The 18,290-nt window shown below is 71.9% G+C and carries 18 protein-coding genes; 6 read left to right on the top strand and 12 right to left on the bottom strand.

Annotated features, from left to right (window positions below; translation table 11 throughout):
* Positions 1-64: 64 nt before the first annotated feature.
* A complete protein-coding gene (locus QRN56_RS05970; protein WP_502928755.1) occupies positions 65-2,434 on the bottom strand; it encodes an ATP-binding SpoIIE family protein phosphatase in 2,370 nt (789 codons plus the stop codon).
* 327 nt (positions 2,435-2,761) lie between these two features.
* Between QRN56_RS05970 and QRN56_RS05965 the strand changes: the two genes are divergently transcribed.
* Entirely contained in the window at positions 2,762-3,241 is a 480-nt protein-coding gene (locus QRN56_RS05965) for an STAS domain-containing protein (protein ID WP_285101871.1), read from the top strand.
* Between the two features lie 100 nt (positions 3,242-3,341).
* Here the strand turns inward: QRN56_RS05965 and fbaA are convergent, their stop codons facing one another.
* From fbaA to QRN56_RS05945, 4 genes are all read right to left on the bottom strand, one after another.
* Positions 3,342-4,361 (bottom strand): class II fructose-bisphosphate aldolase, encoded by a 1,020-nt coding sequence (gene fbaA / locus QRN56_RS05960; protein WP_020015710.1) that lies wholly within the window; start codon positions 4,359-4,361, stop codon positions 3,342-3,344.
* A gap of 191 nt (positions 4,362-4,552) precedes the next feature.
* Entirely contained in the window at positions 4,553-5,803 is a 1,251-nt protein-coding gene (locus tag QRN56_RS05955) for an MFS transporter (protein ID WP_285101870.1), read from the bottom strand.
* Positions 5,804-5,873: 70 nt separating this feature from the next.
* A complete protein-coding gene (locus QRN56_RS05950; protein WP_285101869.1) occupies positions 5,874-6,533 on the bottom strand; it encodes a hypothetical protein in 660 nt (219 codons plus the stop codon).
* 79 nt (positions 6,534-6,612) lie between these two features.
* Complete coding sequence (locus QRN56_RS05945; RefSeq protein ID WP_285101868.1) at positions 6,613-7,239, bottom strand: TrmH family RNA methyltransferase; 627 nt, start codon at positions 7,237-7,239, stop codon at positions 6,613-6,615.
* A 31-nt stretch (positions 7,240-7,270) separates the two neighbouring features.
* On the opposite strand from QRN56_RS05945, the gene QRN56_RS05940 reads away from it, so the two are divergent.
* Both QRN56_RS05940 and QRN56_RS05935 read left to right on the top strand, forming a co-directional pair.
* On the top strand, positions 7,271-8,044 hold the full coding sequence (locus QRN56_RS05940) for a VTT domain-containing protein (protein WP_285101867.1): 774 nt from the start codon (positions 7,271-7,273) through the stop codon (positions 8,042-8,044).
* A gap of 179 nt (positions 8,045-8,223) precedes the next feature.
* On the top strand, positions 8,224-9,000 hold the full coding sequence (locus tag QRN56_RS05935) for an HAD-IIA family hydrolase (protein ID WP_285101866.1): 777 nt from the start codon (positions 8,224-8,226) through the stop codon (positions 8,998-9,000).
* 10 nt (positions 9,001-9,010) lie between these two features.
* Here the strand turns inward: QRN56_RS05935 and QRN56_RS05930 are convergent, their stop codons facing one another.
* Together QRN56_RS05930 and pyrE are read right to left on the bottom strand one after the other, a co-directional pair.
* The gene (locus QRN56_RS05930) at positions 9,011-9,736 is read right to left on the bottom strand and encodes a type III secretion system chaperone family protein (protein ID WP_285101864.1); all 726 of its coding nucleotides are present in this window, start codon (positions 9,734-9,736) and stop codon (positions 9,011-9,013) included.
* A 68-nt stretch (positions 9,737-9,804) separates the two neighbouring features.
* Complete coding sequence (gene pyrE, locus QRN56_RS05925; protein WP_182620223.1) at positions 9,805-10,380, bottom strand: orotate phosphoribosyltransferase; 576 nt, start codon at positions 10,378-10,380, stop codon at positions 9,805-9,807.
* Positions 10,381-10,491: 111 nt separating this feature from the next.
* Here pyrE and QRN56_RS05920 point away from each other — a divergent pair, with 111 nt between their 5' ends.
* A complete protein-coding gene (locus tag QRN56_RS05920; RefSeq protein ID WP_285101862.1) occupies positions 10,492-11,586 on the top strand; it encodes a magnesium and cobalt transport protein CorA in 1,095 nt (364 codons plus the stop codon).
* A gap of 33 nt (positions 11,587-11,619) precedes the next feature.
* Here the strand turns inward: QRN56_RS05920 and QRN56_RS05915 are convergent, their stop codons facing one another.
* The 4 genes from QRN56_RS05915 to QRN56_RS05900 are packed head-to-tail and all read right to left on the bottom strand — an operon-like array spanning position 11,620 to position 15,507.
* On the bottom strand, positions 11,620-12,399 hold the full coding sequence (locus tag QRN56_RS05915; protein WP_285101861.1) for an SDR family NAD(P)-dependent oxidoreductase: 780 nt from the start codon (positions 12,397-12,399) through the stop codon (positions 11,620-11,622).
* Between the two features lie 9 nt (positions 12,400-12,408).
* Positions 12,409-13,911, bottom strand: a complete 1,503-nt coding sequence (locus QRN56_RS05910) for a tripartite tricarboxylate transporter permease (protein WP_285101860.1) — start codon at positions 13,909-13,911, stop codon at positions 12,409-12,411.
* A complete protein-coding gene (locus tag QRN56_RS05905; RefSeq protein ID WP_285101858.1) occupies positions 13,904-14,509 on the bottom strand; it encodes a tripartite tricarboxylate transporter TctB family protein in 606 nt (201 codons plus the stop codon). The genes QRN56_RS05910 and QRN56_RS05905 overlap by 8 nt, the downstream gene beginning before the upstream one ends.
* Positions 14,506-15,507, bottom strand: a complete 1,002-nt coding sequence (locus QRN56_RS05900; protein ID WP_285101857.1) for a Bug family tripartite tricarboxylate transporter substrate binding protein — start codon at positions 15,505-15,507, stop codon at positions 14,506-14,508. Before QRN56_RS05900 ends, QRN56_RS05905 begins: the two co-directional genes overlap by 4 nt.
* A gap of 191 nt (positions 15,508-15,698) precedes the next feature.
* Between QRN56_RS05900 and QRN56_RS05895 the strand changes: the two genes are divergently transcribed.
* Both QRN56_RS05895 and QRN56_RS05890 read left to right on the top strand, forming a co-directional pair.
* The gene (locus tag QRN56_RS05895) at positions 15,699-17,060 is read left to right on the top strand and encodes a sensor histidine kinase (RefSeq protein ID WP_285101855.1); all 1,362 of its coding nucleotides are present in this window, start codon (positions 15,699-15,701) and stop codon (positions 17,058-17,060) included.
* Positions 17,057-17,770 carry a response regulator gene (locus QRN56_RS05890; protein ID WP_285101854.1) on the top strand — a complete coding sequence of 238 codons (714 nt, stop codon included), beginning with the start codon at positions 17,057-17,059 and terminating at the stop codon, positions 17,768-17,770. Before QRN56_RS05895 ends, QRN56_RS05890 begins: the two co-directional genes overlap by 4 nt.
* Positions 17,771-17,817: 47 nt before the next feature.
* Here the strand turns inward: QRN56_RS05890 and QRN56_RS05885 are convergent, their stop codons facing one another.
* Positions 17,818-18,237, bottom strand: a complete 420-nt coding sequence (locus QRN56_RS05885) for a rhodanese-like domain-containing protein (RefSeq protein ID WP_285101853.1) — start codon at positions 18,235-18,237, stop codon at positions 17,818-17,820.
* Between the last annotated feature and the right edge of the window lie 53 nt (positions 18,238-18,290).

The raw sequence follows: 18,290 nt of genomic DNA, 5'->3' as shown, positions 1-18,290 counted from the left end.
TCGCCGACGCGGCACACGGAGCCCGAAGGTCTCGGGAGATCCGCCCGCGATGACCGAAGGTCTCCTACTTGGGCGGTGTCGGCTGACGGCGCAGCTTGGCCCAGACCAGCTTGCCCGAGCCCGACGGACGCCAGCCCCACTCGGCCAGCCGGTCCACGATCTGCATGCCGAACCCGCCCAGGCGGTTCGGGTGCCCGTCGGTGGCGACCGGCGGCGCCGGGTTGTTGTCCTCGACCTCGATGCGCAGCCCGTCGCCCGTGTCGTACAGGCGCAGCGCGATGTGCCCCCAGCCGTGCAGCACGCCGTTCGCCACCAGCTCGGAGACCACCAGCTCGGCCTGCGCGGACTCCTCGATGCCCCAGGCCTGGCAGGTGCGCAGCACCGCGTGCCGGGCCCGGCCGATCGAGGACGGCTCGCTCGGCAGCATCCAGCGCCGCCAACGCGGTGACAGGGCCGTCTCCGCGGCGTCGCCCGCCGGGTCGGGGATCCGGACGACGACGATCGCCACGTCGTCCTCGGGCGCGTCCGCCAGGCGCGACAGCAGCTCCTCGCCCACGCCCGCCGCGTCGCGGGCCGTGATCGCCGACGCCGTCTCCAGCAGGGCCTCCAGGCCCAGCCGCAGGGACCGGTCGCGGCGTTCGATGAGGCCGTCGGTGTAGAAGAGGAGCGTGTCACCAGGATGCAGCTTGGCCTCGCCCGTGGTCCGTTCCCGGGAGCCGAAGCCGACGAGCGCACCACCGCCGTCGTCCAGCTTGATCACCTCGCCGGCGCGCAGCAGGAGCGGCGGCAGGTGGCCCGCGCGGGAGTAGCCGACCGTCCAGGTGTCCGGCTCCTCCTCGCGCTGCAGGGAGGCGTACACCATGCTCGCCGAGCGCGGGATGCCCATGCCGGCCACGAGCTGGTCGACTCGTTCGAGCACCCGGCTCGGCGTGGACAGCTCGAACGCGTAGGAACGCACCACCGAGCGCAGCTGGCCCATGGTCGCGGCGGCCTCGACGTCGTGCCCGACGACGTCGCCGATCACCAGCCCGACCAGCTCCGGCGAGATCTGCAGCACGTCGTACCAGTCGCCGCCGACCTGCGCGTGCTCGGCGTTGGGGGCGTAGTAGGTCCACACGTCGAGGCCCGCGACGTCGGCCTGCTCGGGGAGCATGGCGCGCTGCAGGGTCTCGGCGAGGCGGTGCTCGCGCGCGTACATCCGCGCGTTGTCGATGGCGCTGCCCGCACGGCGCGCCACGACCTCGATCACGGTGCGCAGCGTGTCGGGCTCGTCGGCCTCGACGTAGTCGCCCGGCTCGTCCTCGTCCGGCACGATCACGACGAGTCCGAGCACGTCCCGCCGGCCGGCGACGGGGTGCACCACGACGGAGTCCGGCGCCTTGCCGAGCTCGTCCGCGAGCCGCAGCGTGAGGTCGCGCTGGAGCCAGCCCGACGCCGAGTGCGGGGCGTGCGGGATGTCGAGGTGCAGCGTGACGGGGCCGTCGAGCACGCCGTCGAGCACGTCCTGGACCGAGTCCACGACCTCGAGGATCGGCATGGGGCCCGTGGTCACGGAGTCGCCGAGCGCGTCGGTCTGCGGACGGCGGCGCTGCGTCTTGTCCGCGATGTTGTCGCCCTCGATGTACCGCGCGTGCCGGCGACCGCGGCCGCTCGGCGGTGCGGCGACGTCGACGCCGGCGGCGTGCTTGAGGCCGTCGTCGTTCACGTAGAAGCCCGCCCAGCGCACCATCGACTGGAGCAGCTCGGCGATGTCGCGCAGGGCGTACGGGTACTCGAGGTCCGTCAGGATCTCGGTGGTCTGCGCGATGAGGTCGAGGTCCTCGCGCTGCTGCCGCTCGATCTCCAGGCTCGCGAGCTGGGCGGCGTGCCGCTCCATGTGCTCGGAGACGTCCACACTGAACCCGACCCAGTGGGTGATGCGGTCGTCGTGGCCGGCCCGGGCTGGGGTGAGCGTGAGCTGCGCCCAGCCGTGCGTGCCGCCCCGCAGGTGCGACCGCACCGTCGCGTGCACCTCCTGGCCCGCGTTCACCAGCTCGGTCATCCGCTCCAGGTCCTGCGGCTCGACGAGCATCTCGCCGAGCCGGCGCACGGTGTACCCGGCGAAGTCGCTGAAGCGCACGCCCGCGTAGCGCTCGAACGCCTGGTTGGCCCAGAGCATGGGCATGCCGTCCTCGGTGGGACCGGTCAGGAACACGGGGAGGCCGACGGACACCGCGGCGCGCAGCACCACGTCGCCGACCGACGGCGGAAGGGTGCGCGGGATGCCCGACCCCGAGAGCCGCGAGCGCGGGTCCGTGCCCGGCACCCGGTGGGTGCCGCCCGAGGGCGTGCCGGACGGGATGCTCGGCGGCACGCTGGCGGCCGGCGGCGGTACGGCGCGGCCGTTGGCATGCCCGCTCCCGTTCCGGTTCGCCGAGTCGTCGTCCGACGACACGTTCACGGGTGCGTCGGATCGTGCGTTCGATGATGCGTTCGGGGTTGCGTTCGGCGCGTCGCCGGATGTTCCGCCGATGATGCCGTGCGAAATTCCGTCCTGGGTCGGACCGAGGCCGAAAGTGGAAAGGCCGGGGTGCCGCGGCGGCGGAGAGGACGGTGTCAGACCGGATGAATCGGTCAAAATGCCCTCCCTACGGTATCTAATGCTCGAGGTGCTGTTCCAGCAGGACATTCAACCGTAGATTGGGACAGTCCGAGATCTGAACCTCAACCTCTATCATCGGACCGATACAGCGTCACGACCACTGCTCCCGGAAGGAGAACCGTGCAGGACGGAACCTACGACCCGCCGCGCGGTCCGCAGGGCGGGAGCCCCCAGGACCCCGGCCATCAGACCCCCGAGATCGGCGATCCTGCGAGCATCCACGTCATCGTGGGCCGCTCGCGCGCACGGATCGTCCTCTCCGGAGAGATCGACGCCGACATCGGCGGTGACCTGCACGAGGCGACGGCCGCGGCCGAGGAGTCTCGTCTTCCCGTCGAGATCGACGCGCACCACGTGACCTTCATGGACTCGTCCGGCGTCGCGTTCCTCGCCCGCCTCGCGAGCCGCAGCCCGCACCGCGTGCGCGTGCTGCGGGCGCCTCCGACGGTGCGGTTCCTGCTGGAGGTCACCCGGATCGGCGACCTCCTCGACATCGTGGACGAGGACCCGGGCTTCGAGCTCGACGACGACGGCCCGTCGGGCCCGCCGTCGGGCACCGCCCCGGCACCGGCGAACGTGGGCGGCCCGCCGTCTTCCTGAACGCAGCTGCTCTGAACGCAGACGATCGGTAAAAGGTCAGGTGATCGGTAGCCCGGGCTACCGATCACCTGACCTTTTACCGATCACGCGAGCGGAGTGCTCACATCTTGTGGCCGGCCGAGCGGAGCTGCTGGCAGGCCTCGACGATGCGGGCGGCCATGCCGGCCTCCGCCGTCTTGCCCCAGGCGCGCGGGTCGTAGGCCTTCTTGTTGCCGACCTCGCCGTCCACCTTGAGCACGCCGTCGTAGTTCTTGAAGAAGTGGTCGGCCACCGGACGCGAGAACGCGTACTGGGTGTCGGTGTCGATGTTCATCTTGATGACGCCGTTGTCGACGGCCGCGGAGATCTCCTCCGCCGTCGAGCCCGAACCACCGTGGAAGACGAGGTCGAACGGCATCTCCTTGCCGATCTCGGCGCCCACGGCCTTCTGGATGTCGAGCAGGATCTCCGGGCGGAGCTTGACGGCGCCCGGCTTGTACACGCCGTGCACGTTGCCGAAGGTCAGGGCCGTCAGATAGCGGCCGCGCTCGCCGGCGCCGAGGGCCTTGATCGTGGCCAGGCCGTCCTCGGGCGTCGTGTACAGCTTGTCGTTGATCTCGGCGGTGTGGCCGTCCTCCTCGCCACCCACGACGCCGATCTCGATCTCGAGGATCGTGCGCGCGGCCTGCGACAGCTCGAGCAGCTCGGCGGCGATCACGAGGTTCTCCTCGATCGGCACGGTGGAGCCGTCGAACATGTGCGACTGGAACGTCGGCAGGCCGCCGTTCTTGACCTGCTCCGCCTCGATGGCCAGCAGGGGCTTGACCCAGGAGTCGAGCTTGTCGGCCGTGCAGTGGTCCGTGTGGATGGCGATGTTGACGCCGTAGCCCTTGGCGACCTCGGTGGCGTAGGCCGCCAGCGCGAGGGAACCCGAGACCCGGTCCTTCACCGTCGAGCCCGACGCGTACTCGGCGCCGCCCACGGAAACCTGGATGATGCCGTCCGACTCCGCCTCGGCAAAGCCCTGAAGTGCGGCAGTAACGGTCTGCGACGAGGTGATGTTGACCGCGGGGTAGGCGAACTTGCCGGCCTTCGCCCGGTCGATCATCTCGGCGTAGACCTCAGGGGTTGCGATGGGCATCTGCGAAACTCCAAACGAATGGTGAGGTGGGCGGTCGCAAGCGTGTCCAAGGCCGCCCGGGGATGCACCATCGATCTTGCCATGATCCACCGGCAGTCGTGTGCGGTCGTTCGACAGTCGAACGGCCGAAACACTGTGGTTTTCGACTTTCAGAGGGCCGCGGACGGGCTGCGGGCGAGCTCCGGACGAGGTCAGCTCGGCGGGTGGTCGACCGGCCGGTCCTCGGGGTTGCGGCCGCGGATCGGGGTGAAGAAGGCGACGCCGACCACACCGAGGTAGATGGCCGCGACGGCGAGCAGCGGACCCGAGGCGCCGAACCGGGCCGCCGCGGCGGTGAGCGCGGCGGCGCCCAGCGGCGCGAGGCTGTGGTGGATGGTCCAGAACGCGGCGGTGACGCGCCCGAGCAGCGCGTCCGGCGTGATCATCTGCCGCAGAGACATCGACGAGACGGCCGCGAGCATCAGCCCGAACCAGAACCCGAGCACAGCGGTGCCGATGACCAGCACGTCCTGGCTCAGCGCGAGGACGGCCGCGGCCACGCCGCAGAGGGTCATGGCGCCGAGCCAGAGGGTGCCGAACCCGAGTCTGCGGCGCAGCCAGGCGGACAGGGCCGCCGCCACGCACGTGCCGACGCCCGCCGCGGCCATCACGTACCCGACCACGTTCTCGCTCTGCCCCAGGCCGTGCCGCACCTGGTAGATGATCACGTCGGTCAGGCCGAGGGTGACGAACGTGGTGATCGTCAGGAAGACCGTCAGCGCCCGGAGCACCGGGCGCCCCCACAGGAACCGGGCGCCGGTCACGAACCCGGTCCGCAGGTCGCGGCCCAGGCCGGGCCGGTCCGCCGGGGTCGCGGTGGGCGCCACCCGCGAGAGCCGGACGGCGAGGAGCCCGAGCGCCGAGACGCCGAAGGTCGCCGCGTCGACGGCGATGGCCGCCGTGACCCCGAGCGCGGCCGCGACCAGCCCGGCGAGCGCCGGCCCGCCGATGCTGGCGAGGGAGGCCGTGGCCTGGAGCTTGCTGTTGGCCTCGGCGACCCGGTCCCGGCCCACGATGTTCGGCACGGCCGTGATGTACGTGATCTGGAAGAGCTGGCCGAACACCGACGCCACGGCCGCGACGACGAAGAGCAGCCACACCTGTGGGTCGATCGCCCAGCACACGGGCACGGCAGCGAACAGGAGCAGGCGCGCCACGTCGCACGCGACGAGGAGCCGACGGCGGTCGAACCGGTCGACGATCGCCCCGCCGACCAGGCCCATCAGGAGCGACCCGGCCGCCATGACGCTGGTCAGCAGGCCCATCTGCACCAGCGAGCCGGTCGCCTCCAGCATCAGCAGCGGGAACGCGACCACCGAGAAGGAGTCCCCCAGCACCGAGAACGTCTGGGTGCCCCAGAAGACGAGGAAGTTCCGGTCACGCGCGAGGGATCGCCGGTTCACCCGACGATCCTGTCCGAGCCACGAGCCCCGGGCAACGGAGTTTCCCCGGTGTCCGTCGACCGCGGCCGCCTCAGAGACCGAGCGTTCGCAGCGTCGCCACGGTGACCGAGCCCAGCGTGACCAGGATCGCGAACGTCCATTCGGCCGGGGTCAGCCGGACCCTGCCCACCTCGACCCGGCGGGTCAGGTTCTTGGGCGCACGGACCTGCTGGCGGATCCGTTCGAGGTCCTCCGCGAGCCTGACCATCGGGCTCGTCCGCTTCAGCAGCCTGACCTGCCAAGGACGCTCGATGAGCCCGACCGTCGCGGACCCGCCCTCCCGGTCCGTCACCACCAGCCCGGTGTCGTCGTGCCGAACCTCCGCCACGTCACCCCAGGAGTAGTCGTGCTGCCTCGCCCCCGAGCGGATCGAGAGCCTGACGCCGTCCGCCCGGACCGCGTTCCCGTCACTGACGAGCATGACGAGGCAGAGACCGATGGTGAGTGCCGCGGCCACCCATCCGTCGACCACCCGGCCCTCCGTGTGCACGAACGCCTTGTCCACGGGGTAGTGGGCGAACACGTACGGGATCCCCACGAGGATCGGCAGCAGCACGACCCGTGACGCCCAGACGGAGATGCGGGAGGGCCAGACGTACGGCAGACGCACCCCGCCGTCGGGCATGCGGCGGGCCGTGCCGCGGCCCGCACCCCGCACCGGGATACGGCCGACCGGGTACTCCGTGACCATGCGTGCTCCTCCTGCTCAGCGGCCGCGTGGCCGTGCAGGCAGGACAGTAACGGCTCGGTGAGGCCTGCGGGCGCTCGCCTCAGGCGTGCTGCTCCATCCAGGTGTGCATGGCGATCGCGGCGGCCGCGCCCGCGTTGATCGAGCGGGTCGAGCCGTACTGGGTGATGTGCAGCACGACGTCGCACGCCGCCTGCGCCTCCGCCGTCAGGCCGGTCGACTCCTGGCCGAACAGCAGCACGCACTCGCGCGGCAGCGCGTGCCCCTCGATGGGCACCGAGCCGGGCACGTTGTCGATGCCGACGATCGGCAGGCCGCCGGCCCACTCCGCCAGCGCGGCGGCGTCCGGGTGGTGCGTCACGTGGAGGTACCGGTCGGTGACCATCGCGCCCCGGCGGTTCCACCGGCGTCGGCCCACGATGTGCACGCCCGCCGCGTTGAAGGCGTTGGCGGTGCGGACCACCGAGCCGATGTTGAGGTCGTGCGCCCAGTTCTCGATCGCCACGTGGAACGGGTGCCGGCGCGTGTCCAGGTCCGCGACGATCGCCTCCACCGACCAGTACCGGTACTGGTCGGCCACGTTCCGACGGTCGCCGGCGGCGAGCAGCTCGGGGTCGTAGCGAGGGTCGTCGGGCAGGACGCCGGGCCAGGGTCCGACGCCGACCCGGGGCTCGGCCGCGGACGGGGTCTCGACGGGCTCGCTGGTCATGCCGGTCATTGTGCCCCGCTACGCTCGATGCATGCTGACGACCGCACTCCCGGAAGTCGTGTCCGGACTGGCCGCCACCCCTGTCCACGCAGCGCCCGTGCCGCAGCTCCTGGGCATCGACTGGATGGACCCGAACTACCTCATCGAGCGGTTCGGGGACGCCGCGCTGGTGGGCATCGCGCTCGTCATCTTCGTCGAGACCGGACTGCTGTTCCCGATCCTGCCCGGCGACTCGCTGCTGTTCACGGCGGGCGCGCTCGTGGCGCAGGGCACGCTGCAGATCAACGTCGCGGTGCTCTGCCTCATGCTGTTCGCCGCCGCGTTCCTCGGCGACCAGACCGGCTACCTGATCGGCCGCAAGGCCGGCCCCAAGATCTTCGACAAGCCGGACTCGAGGCTCTTCAAGCGGTCCTACATCGACCAGACCAACGCCTACTTCGACAAGTACGGCGGTCGCACCATCATCGTCGCGCGGTTCGTGCCGATCGTGCGCACCTACGCCCCGGTCGCCGCCGGCGTCGGCAAGATGTCGTACCGGCACTTCGTCACGTTCAACGCGATCGGCGCGCTGCTGTGGGCGGTCGGCGTGACCCTGCTGGGCTACGTGCTCGGCAACTTCACGTTCGTCAAGGAGAACATCGAGGCGCTGCTCGTCCTCATCGTGCTCGTCTCCGTGATCCCGATGATCGTCGAGATCTGGCGGGCGAGGCGCGCGGAGAAGGCGGCCGCGGCGGTTGCCCCCGAGGGGTCCGCGCCGTCGGACGACGCCGCACTGACGGGCGCGCCGCGGGACCCGCGGGCGTAGCCGAGGGGCCCGCGGGCGCAGCCGAGGGACCGTGCCAGGCAAGCATCACTGCTCGGGGAGGGTTACAGAGACGTAGCAGTGCTCACTCTCCGTAACCCTCCCCGGGCAGCAACCGTTGCCTCGTCGGCGGGATCTGCCACGGACAAGGCTTGCGGGTCCGAGACACTAGGCTGGCGCCCATGATCGAGCGGACCACGGAAGCCTGGCTCACGGACATGGACGGCGTGCTGGTGCACGAGGGCACGGCCCTCCCCGGCGGCCCCGAGTTCATCAAGGCGCTGCGGGACAAGGAGCTGCCGTTCCTCGTCCTGACCAACAACTCGATCTTCACGCCGCGCGACCTGCGTGCCCGGCTCTCGTACAGCGGGATCGACGTGCCGGAGGAGAACATCTGGACGTCGGCGCTGGCCACGGCACAGTTCGTCGCGGACCAGATCCCGAACGGCAGCGCGTACGCCATCGGCGAGGCGGGCCTGACGACGGCGCTGCACCAGGCGGGCTACACGCTCACCGAGTCCGACCCCGACTACGTGGTGCTCGGCGAGACCCGCACCTACTCGTTCGAGGCGATCACCAAGGCGATCCGGCTGATCGTCGACGGCGCCCGGTTCATCTGCACCAACCCGGACGTCACCGGGCCGTCGCAGGAGGGGCTGCTGCCCGCCGCGGGCTCGGTCGCCGCCATGATCACGGCGGCGACGGGCCGGCAGCCCTACTACGTGGGCAAGCCCAACCCGGTGCTGTTCCGGTCCGCGCTGAACCTGATCGGCGCGCACTCGGAGTCGACCACGATGGTGGGCGACCGCATGGACACCGACATCCTGGGTGGCATGGAGGCCGGCCTGCAGACGTTCCTGGTGCTCACGGGGTCGACGTCGATCGAGGAGGTCGAGAAGTACCCGTTCCGGCCGAGCCACGTGGTGAACTCGATCGCGGACATCGTCGACCTGGTCTGAGCCGGCCCGATCAGGTCAGGCCGGGGATCCCGAACCCGTCGATCGTCCCGCCCGACTCGAAGCGCGGGCCGCCCTTCTCCATGGGCAGCACGATGCGCGCGACGTCGGCGACCCGCTTGGCGCGCTCGGTCAGCGACGTCACGTCCGTGCGGCCCGGACGCCAGAGCAGCACCGACGGCCCCTCGATGCGCAGCCGGGAGCCGTGGAAGTCGGGCAGCATCACGATGTTCGCGAGGCGGGCGTCCAGGGCTCGGCGCGCGAAGAACTCGTCGGAGGTGCGCACGAGCCACTGGCCGTCGAAGGCGGGGTTGTCGATCTGGACGTCCTGCGCCCCGAAGAGCTTCTGCCACTTCTCCCGCAGCCCCTCGGGCGACAGGTCGACCACGGGCTCACCCGGGAGCGCGTCGAGCGCCACCACGTGCGCCGTGCGGCGCAGCCCGATGCGGCGCGTGTCGCCCTCCGTGCCGGACCGCCAGGTGTAGGTGAACGAGACGATGTCGAAGCCGTCGACGTTCCCGCGGACCACGTCGCGCGCCGTCCGGTCCAGGCCGATGCCGAACGGCCGGCCGCTCCACCGCTGCGCGAGCACGGGGTCGGTGCCGACGTACTCCCAGCCGTTCGCCTCGGCCCAGCGCTCGACGTCCTGCGCGCGCCCACGTCCCATGACACGCACCGCGGCGATGGTGAAGACGACGACGCCGACCACGAGCAGGACTAATGCGACAAATGGCCCCATGAACTTAAAGATACAGTAGGGCTAGGCAAAAGTCTCCACGAGGGAGTGATATGGGGACGGCCAGCGGCTCAGGCGAGACCCAGGTCCTCGAGGCCGTAGAGGTAGTGGTACGGCACTCCGAGCGCCTCGATCTTCTCGCCCGCGCCGGTGGCCCGGTCCACGATCGTGGCCACGCCCAGCACCTCGGCGCCGGCGGCCCGGGCGGCCTCGATCGCCGCGATCGGCGAACCACCCGTCGTGGTCGTGTCCTCGACGACGACCACCTTGCGGCCCGCGATGTCGGGCCCCTCGATCTGGCGCTGCATGCCGTGCGCCTTCGCCGCCTTGCGCACCACGAACGCGTCGAGGTCCTGGCCGCGCGAGGCCGCGGCGTGCAGCAGCGCGTCCGCGATCGGGTCGGCACCGAGCGTGAGGCCGCCGACGGCGTCGATCTCGGCCGTGCCGAGGCCGACCTCCTCGAGGTGGTCCAGGAGCACGTGCCCCACGAGCGGGGCGGCCCGGTGGTGCAGCGTGATGCGGCGCAGGTCGACGTAGTAGTCGGCCTCCTTGCCGGAGGACAGGGTCACCTTGCCGTGCACCACGGCAAGCTCCTTGATGAGCTCGGCGAGCTGCTCGCGCGGGGTCGGGGAGAAGTCAGCGTTCACGGTGCAAGGGTACGTCGCGCGTCCGGCGCGGCCCCGCGCGTCCGGCGGGCCCCCGGACGCCGGATGCGGACCACGGTCCGGGTTGCCGTCCGACTCTGGGAAGGTTCTGCTGTGAGCATCATGGACAACGCGGTGTACGTGGACGGCAGGCGCACGGCCAACCCCGCCAGTATCGAGGAGACCTGCGAGACGACCCGCGAGCGCGGCGGGATCGCCTGGGTCGACCTGTCGTGGCCGGCACCGGCCGAGATCGAGGCCGTCGCCGCGGAGTTCGCCCTGCACCCGCTGGCGGTCGAGGACGCGATCCACGCGCACCAGCGCCCCAAGGTGGAGCACTATGACGACGTGCTGTTCGTGGTGCTGCACCCCGCTCGGAGCGTCGACGACGACGGCGACGGGCACGTCGACCGCGTCGAGTTCGGCGAGGTGCACGCGTGGGTGGGCCCGGACTTCGTCGTCACGGTCCGGCGGTCCGTCACACCCGACCTCGGCGCGATGCGCGACCGGCTGGAGAAGGACCCGGACCTGCTGCGCCTCGGACCCGTCGCGATCCTGGCGGCGCTGCTGGACGAGGTCGTGGACACGTACCGACCCGTGGTCACGCGGCTGCGCGGCGACATCGACCAGATCGAGGACCAGCTCTTCTCCCGCGACCCCGAGGTGTCGTTCCGGATCTACGAGGCGACCCGCGAGGTGATCGGCCTGCAGCGTGCCACCAGCCCGCTGGTGGAGATGCTCCAGGACCTCTACGACGCCAAGCGGGAGTACGCCGACGAGCAGTCCACCGCCGCGCACGCGGACGCCTCGCACCCCGACGGCAACGTGCAGGACCACCGCTGGGTCGAGCTGCTGCGGAACCTGCGCAACGTGCTCGACCACGCGATCAAGCACGCGGAGACCTCGGACACGTTCCGGTCGCTGCTCACCAACGCCCTCAACGTGCACTCGACGCTGGTGACGCAGGAGCAGAACGAGGAGACCCGTCGGATGACGGAGATCAGCCTCAAGCAGGACGAGCAGATGAAGAAGATCTCCGCGTGGGCGGCCATCCTCTTCGCGCCCACGCTGATCGGCACGATCTACGGCATGAACTTCGACCACATGCCCGAGCTGCACTGGACCTTCGGGTACCCGCTCGCGATCGCGGGGATGCTCGGCCTGGGCGGGATCTTCTACTGGATCTTCAAGCGCGTCGGTTGGCTCTGACGGGGGCGCCGCGCGCCGACAGGCCGGGCCTCGTCAGCGGTAGCTGCCGACCGCCCGGACGGCCCACCGGGGCATGATCCGCAGGGCCGCCGAGGCGACCTTGTAGCGCACCGAGGGTGTCGAGAGCACGACGCCGCGGCGCACGTCCGCGAGCGCCGTCCGGACCACGTCCTCGGCCTCCAGCCAGCCCCACTCCGGGACGATGGCGGACTCGGCGATGCCCGCCCGCGCGTGGAACTCGGTGTGCGTGAACCCGGGGGCCACCACGGTGACCGTGACGCCGGTGCCCTTGAGCTCGGCCGCCAGCGACTCGCTGAACGTGCGCACGTACGCCTTGGCGGCGGCGTAGGAGCCGCCCGCGGTGAGGGCGGCGACGGAGCCGACGTTCAGGATCGCGCCGCGCCGCCGTTCGAGCATCTGCCCGACGGCGGCGTGGCTGAGCTCGACGACGGCCTTGACCATGACGTCGATGCCCCGGCGCTCGGTGGTGATCCGGCCGGTCGAGAACGGCGAGCTCGTCGCGAACCCCGCGTTGTTGACGAGCAGCCCGACGGGGCGCAGGTCGCCGTCCTCGGGCCGGCCGCCGACGACGGCGAGCCGCCGCGCGACCCGCGCGACGTCGTCGGGCACGGAGAGGTCCGCCGGCAGGACCTCGACGGCCACGCCCGTGGCGGCGTGGAGCTGGGCGGCGACGTCGGCCAGCCGCCGGTCGTCGCGCGCCACCAGCACCAGGTCGTGCCCGGCCGCCCCGAGCTGTCGTGCGAACTCCAGGCCCAGGCCGGCGGACCCGCCGGTGATCAGTGCTGTACCCATGAGGGCACCCTAGGCCTCCTCGGCCCGCTCGCGACGCTTGAGCCAGAGGCCCACGACCAGGAGCACCACGATCGCGACGTACGCGGTCGCGGCGAACGGGCTGGACACGAGGTAGGTCAGGTCGCCCTGGCTGATGGCGAGGGACCGGCGCAGCCGGTCCTCCGCCATCGGGCCGAGGATCATGCCGACCACGAGGGGGGCCACGGGGTACCCGTACCGGCGCATGAAGAACCCGGCCAGGCCGATGAGCGCCAGGAGCAGCACGTCCACGGGCGAGAAGTTCAGCGCGTAGGAGCCCAGCGCGCCGAACAGGAGGATGCCCGCGTACAGGTAGTGCCGCGGGATGCGCAGCACCTTGACCCACATGCCCACCAGCGGCAGGTTCAGCACCACCAGCATGAGGTTGCCGATGTAGAGGCTGGCGATCAGCGCCCACACCAGGGCGGACTCGCTCTGCAGCAGCAGCGGGCCGGGCTGGATGCCGTAGGACTGGAAGGCGACGATGATGATCGCCGCCGTCGCCGTCGTGGGCAGGCCCAGGGTGAGCAGCGGGACGAGCACGCCCGACGACGCCGCGTTGTTGGCGGCCTCCGGACCGGCGACGCCCTCGATCGCGCCCCTGCCGAACTGCTTGCGCCGCGGACCGGCGAGCCGGCGTTCGGCGGCGTAGGACAGGAAGGTCGCGACGTCGGCCCCGCCCGCCGGGATGGTGCCCACCGGGAAGCCGATCGCGGCGCCGCGCAGCCACGGCTTCCAGGACCGGCGCCAGTCGTCTCGCTTCATCCAGGTGCGCCAGCCCTTCTCGACCGGGATGATCCGGACCGGGCCGTGCCGCATCCGCGAGCCCACGTACAGGGCCTCCCCCACGGCGAACAGCCCGACGGCGACGATCACGACGTCGATCCCGTCGGCCAGGTTGAGCACGCCGAACGTGAAGCGCTGCTGGCCGGTCAGCGTGTCCGTGCCGACCAGCCCGAGGAACAGGCCGAGGGCGAGCGCGGCGATGCCGCGGGGCACCGAGGAGCCGAGCAGCGCGCCCACGGTCACGAAGGCGACCACCATGAGGGCGAAGTAGTCGGGCTCGCCGAGCTGCACCGCCCAGCGGGCGATCACGGGCGCCAGGAAGGTCAGCGCCACCGTGGCGAGCGAGCCTGCGACGAACGAGCCGATGGCGGCCGTGGCGAGCGCGGCGGCACCGCGCCCGGCGCGCGCCATCTTGTTGCCCTCGATCGCCGTGACGATCGAGGCAGACTCGCCGGGGGTGTTGAGCAGGATCGACGTGGTCGATCCGCCGTACATGCCGCCGTAGTAGATGCCGGCGAAGAGGATGATCGCCGCCGTCGGCTCCAGCGTGTACGTCAGGGGCAGGAGCAGGGCGATGGCCATGGCCGGGCCGATGCCCGGCAGCACGCCCACCGCGGTACCGATGAACACGCCGAACAGCGCGTACAGCAGGTACATCGGGTGCAGCACGGTGGCGAACCCGTCGATCAGGGCCGAGAAGTTATCCACGGAGGAACGGCACCCCTTCCAGCAGCGGCCCGGCCGGGAGCGACAGCCCCAGCAGCCCGCCGAAGATCACTTGGATGACCAGGCCCAGCACGAGCCCGACCAGTGCGGCGCGCCACCACGGGCGGGCGCCCAGGATCACCGCGGCGCCCGCGAACAGGAGCGCGGCGGCGAACGGCCAGCCCACGACGTTGATCGCGAACACGTGCACCACCAGGGTGACCACGAGCAGCACGACCGTGAGCCAGTCGGTCCGGACGGTGGGGTCGACGTCCTCGCCGCCCTCCTCCTCGCCGGCCCGGCCGCTCAGGATCAGGACGGTCAGCACGACGCCCGCGGCGACGAGCATGCCGCCCACCAGGTACGGGAAGGCCCGGGGGCCGAGCGTGTTGGTCGAGCCCGGGACGGTGATGCTCCCGGCGGCCACCAGCACGTAGGCCCCGAGGGCGGTCGTGGCCAGGGCCAGCACGAGCTCGCCCCACCTGCGGCGCGGCCGTTCGTCCACCCCTGGGCCCGGGGTGCCCGACGGCGGAGGGCCGGCCTCCGCCGTCGGCTCACCCGCGCGGGCGGGCGCCTCGGGCGCCGTACCGTCCGACGTCACCGGACGAGCCCGATGTCCTTGAGCACCGCCAGGGACTCCGCGATGTTGCCCTCGAGGTACGTGTCGAACTCGTCGCCGGCGAGGAAGGCGTCGTCCCAGCCCTTCTCCTCGAGCGTGGCCTGCCACGACTCGGACCGGGCGAGCTCGGTGACCGTGGTGGTCAGCGCCTCCCGCTCGGCGTCGTCGATCGTGCCCGGGGCGACCACGCCGCGCCAGTTGGTGAGGACCACGTCGTACCCGGCCTCGGTGAGGGTCGGCGTGTCGGGCAGGGCCTCGACGCGCTCCTCGCCGGAGACGGCGAGCGCCCGCAGCTCGCCCGCGGCGACCTGCTCCGCGTACTCGCTGACCCCCGAGATGCCCGCGCTCACGTTGTTGCCGAGCAGCGCCGCCAGCGACTCGCCGCCCCCGGAGTAGGCGATGTAGTTGAGCTTGGTGCCGATGTTCTCCGACGGGATGCCGCCGGCCTGCATCAGCATCCCGGCGAGGATGTGGTCGGTACCGCCCGCGGACCCGCCGGTGATCGAGACCTTCTTGCCGTTCTCCTTGATGTCGGCGACGAGGTCGTCGACGTTCTGGTACGGCGACTCCTTCGGCACCACGATGACCTCCTGCTCCTCGGTGAGGCGCGCGATCGGGGTCGTGTGCTCGATCCGGGCCTGCGACTGGTTGGTCTCGACGGCCCCCACCATGACCAGGCCCATCACGAGCAGGGTGTTCGGGTCGGTGGCGTTGGCGATGTTCGCCAGGCCCACCGTGCCGCCCGCGCCGTCCACGTTGGTGACCGTGGCCGAGCCGACCAGGCCCTCCTCCTGCAGGTCGGCCTGCATGGCGCGGCCGGTCTGGTCCCAGCCGCCACCGGGCCCGGCGGGCACCACGATGCTGAGCTCGTCGATCGCGGTGTCGCCGCCACCGCCGTTCGACTCCAGGACCGAACAGCCGGCGAGCGCCAGGGCCAGGACGATTCCGACGGGGGCAGCCCCGGACCGGATGATGCGCATGTCTCCTCCTCGAGCGGATGCGTGTGCGGACGGTCGGGGCCGGCTACGCCGCCGGTCCTCTGTCCGTCCGGGCGTGAGCGTAGGGAGCGGCGGCCGTGCCGCCCCGGTTCTGGTCGCAACGAAGGTTGTGGTCGTTTCGGTCACGCCGCGCGGCTACCGCGCCGACGACGAACCGGTGCACACTGGCCCCCGTGAGAAGAGCGATGACGCTCCGGGTGCAGCTCCTGGCGCTGCAGGTCGTCATCGTGCTCGTGCTCGTGTGCACGACCGGGCTCGTGGCCTCCACCCTGCAGGAACGACAGCTCCGCGAGGCCTACGTCGACCGCATGTCCGGCGTGGCCCAGTCGGTCGCGCGCCTGCCCGCGATCCACGACGCGTTCGACGACGAGGACCCGGCCGCGACGATCCAGCCGATCGCCGAGGTGATCCGCGAGGCCTCCGAGGTCACGTACGTGGTCGTCACCGACGAGCACGGCGTGCGCTACTCCCACCCCGACCCGGAGCAGATCGGGCAGCGGGTCTCGACGGACCCGTCGGTGCCGCTGTCCGGGAAGGTGTGGACGGGCACGCAGACCGGCACCCTGGGCACGTCGTGGCGCGTCAAGGTGCCCGTCTTCGGCGACGCGGCCGACGACTCCTCGCCCGCCCCGGTGATCGGCACCGCCAGCGTCGGGATCCTGGAGTCCGAGCTGCGCGCCGACCTGACCGACGACCGGGGCTGGCTGCTCGCCGCGCTCGCCGTGGCCGCCGTCGTCGGGGTGCTCTGCGCGGCCTGGGTGACGCGCCTGGTGCGCCGCAGGATCTACCTGCTCGAACCCGAGGACATCGCGACCCTGCTGGAGACCCGCGGGCTCACGGACGCCCTGCGCTCCCAGTCGCACGAGTTCGCCAACACGGTGCACGTCATCTCGGGGCTCCTGGAGCTGGGTCGCACGGAGGAGGCGGTCGCCTTCATCGAGCGGTCCGGCCACGGCGGGCTGCTCACCGCGTCCGCCGTCGCGCCGGGCGTCCGGTCCCCCGAGATCGCCGCGCTGCTGCTGGTCAAGGCGATCACCGCGCGGGAGCGGGGCGTGGCGCTCGACGTCGCGGACGAGTCCGTGCTCGACGCGCCGACGACGCCGGACGCCTCCGCGCTGCACACCGACGCCCTCATCGTGCTGGGCAACCTGATCGACAACGCGGTCGACGCGGCGGGGCCGGACGGCCGGGTGCGCGTGCTGCTCGGGACCGAGGGGGCGCGGCTGTGCCTCCAGGTGGACGACGACGGCCCCGGCATCCCCACGTCGCTGCACCACCAGGTGTTCAAGGCGGGGTTCTCCACGAAGGTGCCGGGCGACCGGGAGCACAGCCGGGGCATCGGCCTGGCCCTGGTGCGGCGGGTGGTGGACCGGCGCGACGGCGAGGTGGTGCTCGGGACCGGCGACCTGGGCGGGGCGTGCGTGCGGGTCGAGCTGCCGGTGCCGGTGGCAGCAGGCGTGGGGCGGGCTCGGGCGGGAGCCGGTGCGGGTGCTGGGGCTCGCGCGGGTGCCGAGGTTCCGGAGGCAGCGTCGTGACCGGGCAGGCGCGGACGCTCGTCGTCGAGGACGATCCCGCGGTCGCGACCGTGCACCGGGGCTTCGTGGAGAGCCACCCCCGGTTCGTCGTCGTGGGCGAGGCACGCACCGGCGCGGACGCGCTGCGCCTCGTGTCCGCGCTGCGCCCCGACCTGGTGCTGCTCGACCTGCACCTGCCGGACATCGGCGGGCTCGACGTGCTGCAGCGGCTGCGGATGCTGCCGGGGCCCCCGGTCGACGTCGTCGCCACGACGGCCGTCCGGGAGCTGGGCAGCGTGCGCCAGGCGATGGCCGGCGGGGTGCTGGCGTACCTGGTCAAACCCTTCACGTCCGCCGCGCTGCGGGAGCGGCTGGACGAGGTGTGGCAGCGGCGCGAGGACGTGCGCCGGGCCCAGGACACCCTCGACCAGGACGAGGTGGACCAGCTCCTGGCCGGGCCGCGCTCCGCCGACCGGGTGCCCAAGGGGCTGTCCGGCCGCAGCCGCGACCTGGTCCGGGAGGCGCTGGCCCGGCTGTGCGGCGGGGACGGCGCGGCCGGTGGCACGACGGCGTCCCGCGACGCCTCGGCGGCCGAGGTCGCCGAGGCGGTCGGGATGTCGCGCGTCAGCGCCCGTCGCTACCTGGAGCACCTGGTCACGGAGGGATACGCCCAGGTCACGCCGCGATACGGCGCGACGGGCCGCCCGGAGAACCGCTACCGCCCGGCGTGACCCACCGGCCGTCGTCCTGAAGGTGCGCTTGCCTCGGCAGCTGGGCGTCAGACCGGGGCCGTCAGCGGGTCCACCTCCGGCTGCACCGGGCCGGCCGCCGTCTCGTAGGCGAAACCCTCCCGGACCCAGTACTCGAACCCGCCGATCATCTCCTTGACCTCGTAGCCGAGCTTCGCGAACTCCAGGGCGGCCCGGGTCGCGCCGTTGCAGGCCGGACCCCAGCAGTACACGACCACGGGCTTCTCCCGGTCGACGGTCTGCTCGGCCCGCAGGCGTACCTTGCCGCCGGGCAGGTGCACGGCGCCGGGGATGTGGCCCTGGTCCCAGGAGGTCGGGGAGCGCACGTCGACCAGCGTGAACGCGCTGTTGGCGGCGAGTGCCGCATGGACGTCGCTGACGTCGGTCTCGAAGGCGAGGCGCCCCGCGAAGTGGGCGACGGCGGCGGAGGTGTCCTGGGAGATCGTCATGGCCAGAGTCTGCGGACGCCGGGATACCGGGGACAAGGGTCCGGATGCGCACT

The sequence above is a fragment of the Promicromonospora sp. MEB111 genome (assembly GCF_030209445.1).
GTDB lineage: Bacteria > Actinomycetota > Actinomycetes > Actinomycetales > Cellulomonadaceae > Promicromonospora.
This window is presented reverse-complemented; position numbering and strand designations above follow the sequence as displayed.

Bases quoted from the DNA above. Each gene is read 5' to 3' on its own strand.
- QRN56_RS05900 (WP_285101857.1), bottom strand. From the start codon at position 15,507: ATGCGCATCATCCGGTCCGGGGCTGCCCCCGTCGGAATCGTCCTGGCC.
- QRN56_RS05940 (WP_285101867.1), top strand. From the start codon at position 7,271: ATGCTGACGACCGCACTCCCGGAAGTCGTGTCCGGACTGGCCGCCACC.
- fbaA (WP_020015710.1), bottom strand. From the start codon at position 4,361: ATGCCCATCGCAACCCCTGAGGTCTACGCCGAGATGATCGACCGGGCG.
- QRN56_RS05885 (WP_285101853.1), bottom strand. From the start codon at position 18,237: ATGACGATCTCCCAGGACACCTCCGCCGCCGTCGCCCACTTCGCGGGG.
- QRN56_RS05950 (WP_285101869.1), bottom strand. From the start codon at position 6,533: ATGGTCACGGAGTACCCGGTCGGCCGTATCCCGGTGCGGGGTGCGGGC.
- QRN56_RS05935 (WP_285101866.1), top strand. From the start codon at position 8,224: ATGATCGAGCGGACCACGGAAGCCTGGCTCACGGACATGGACGGCGTG.
- QRN56_RS05930 (WP_285101864.1), bottom strand. From the start codon at position 9,736: ATGGGGCCATTTGTCGCATTAGTCCTGCTCGTGGTCGGCGTCGTCGTC.
- QRN56_RS05915 (WP_285101861.1), bottom strand. From the start codon at position 12,399: ATGGGTACAGCACTGATCACCGGCGGGTCCGCCGGCCTGGGCCTGGAG.
- QRN56_RS05945 (WP_285101868.1), bottom strand. From the start codon at position 7,239: ATGACCAGCGAGCCCGTCGAGACCCCGTCCGCGGCCGAGCCCCGGGTC.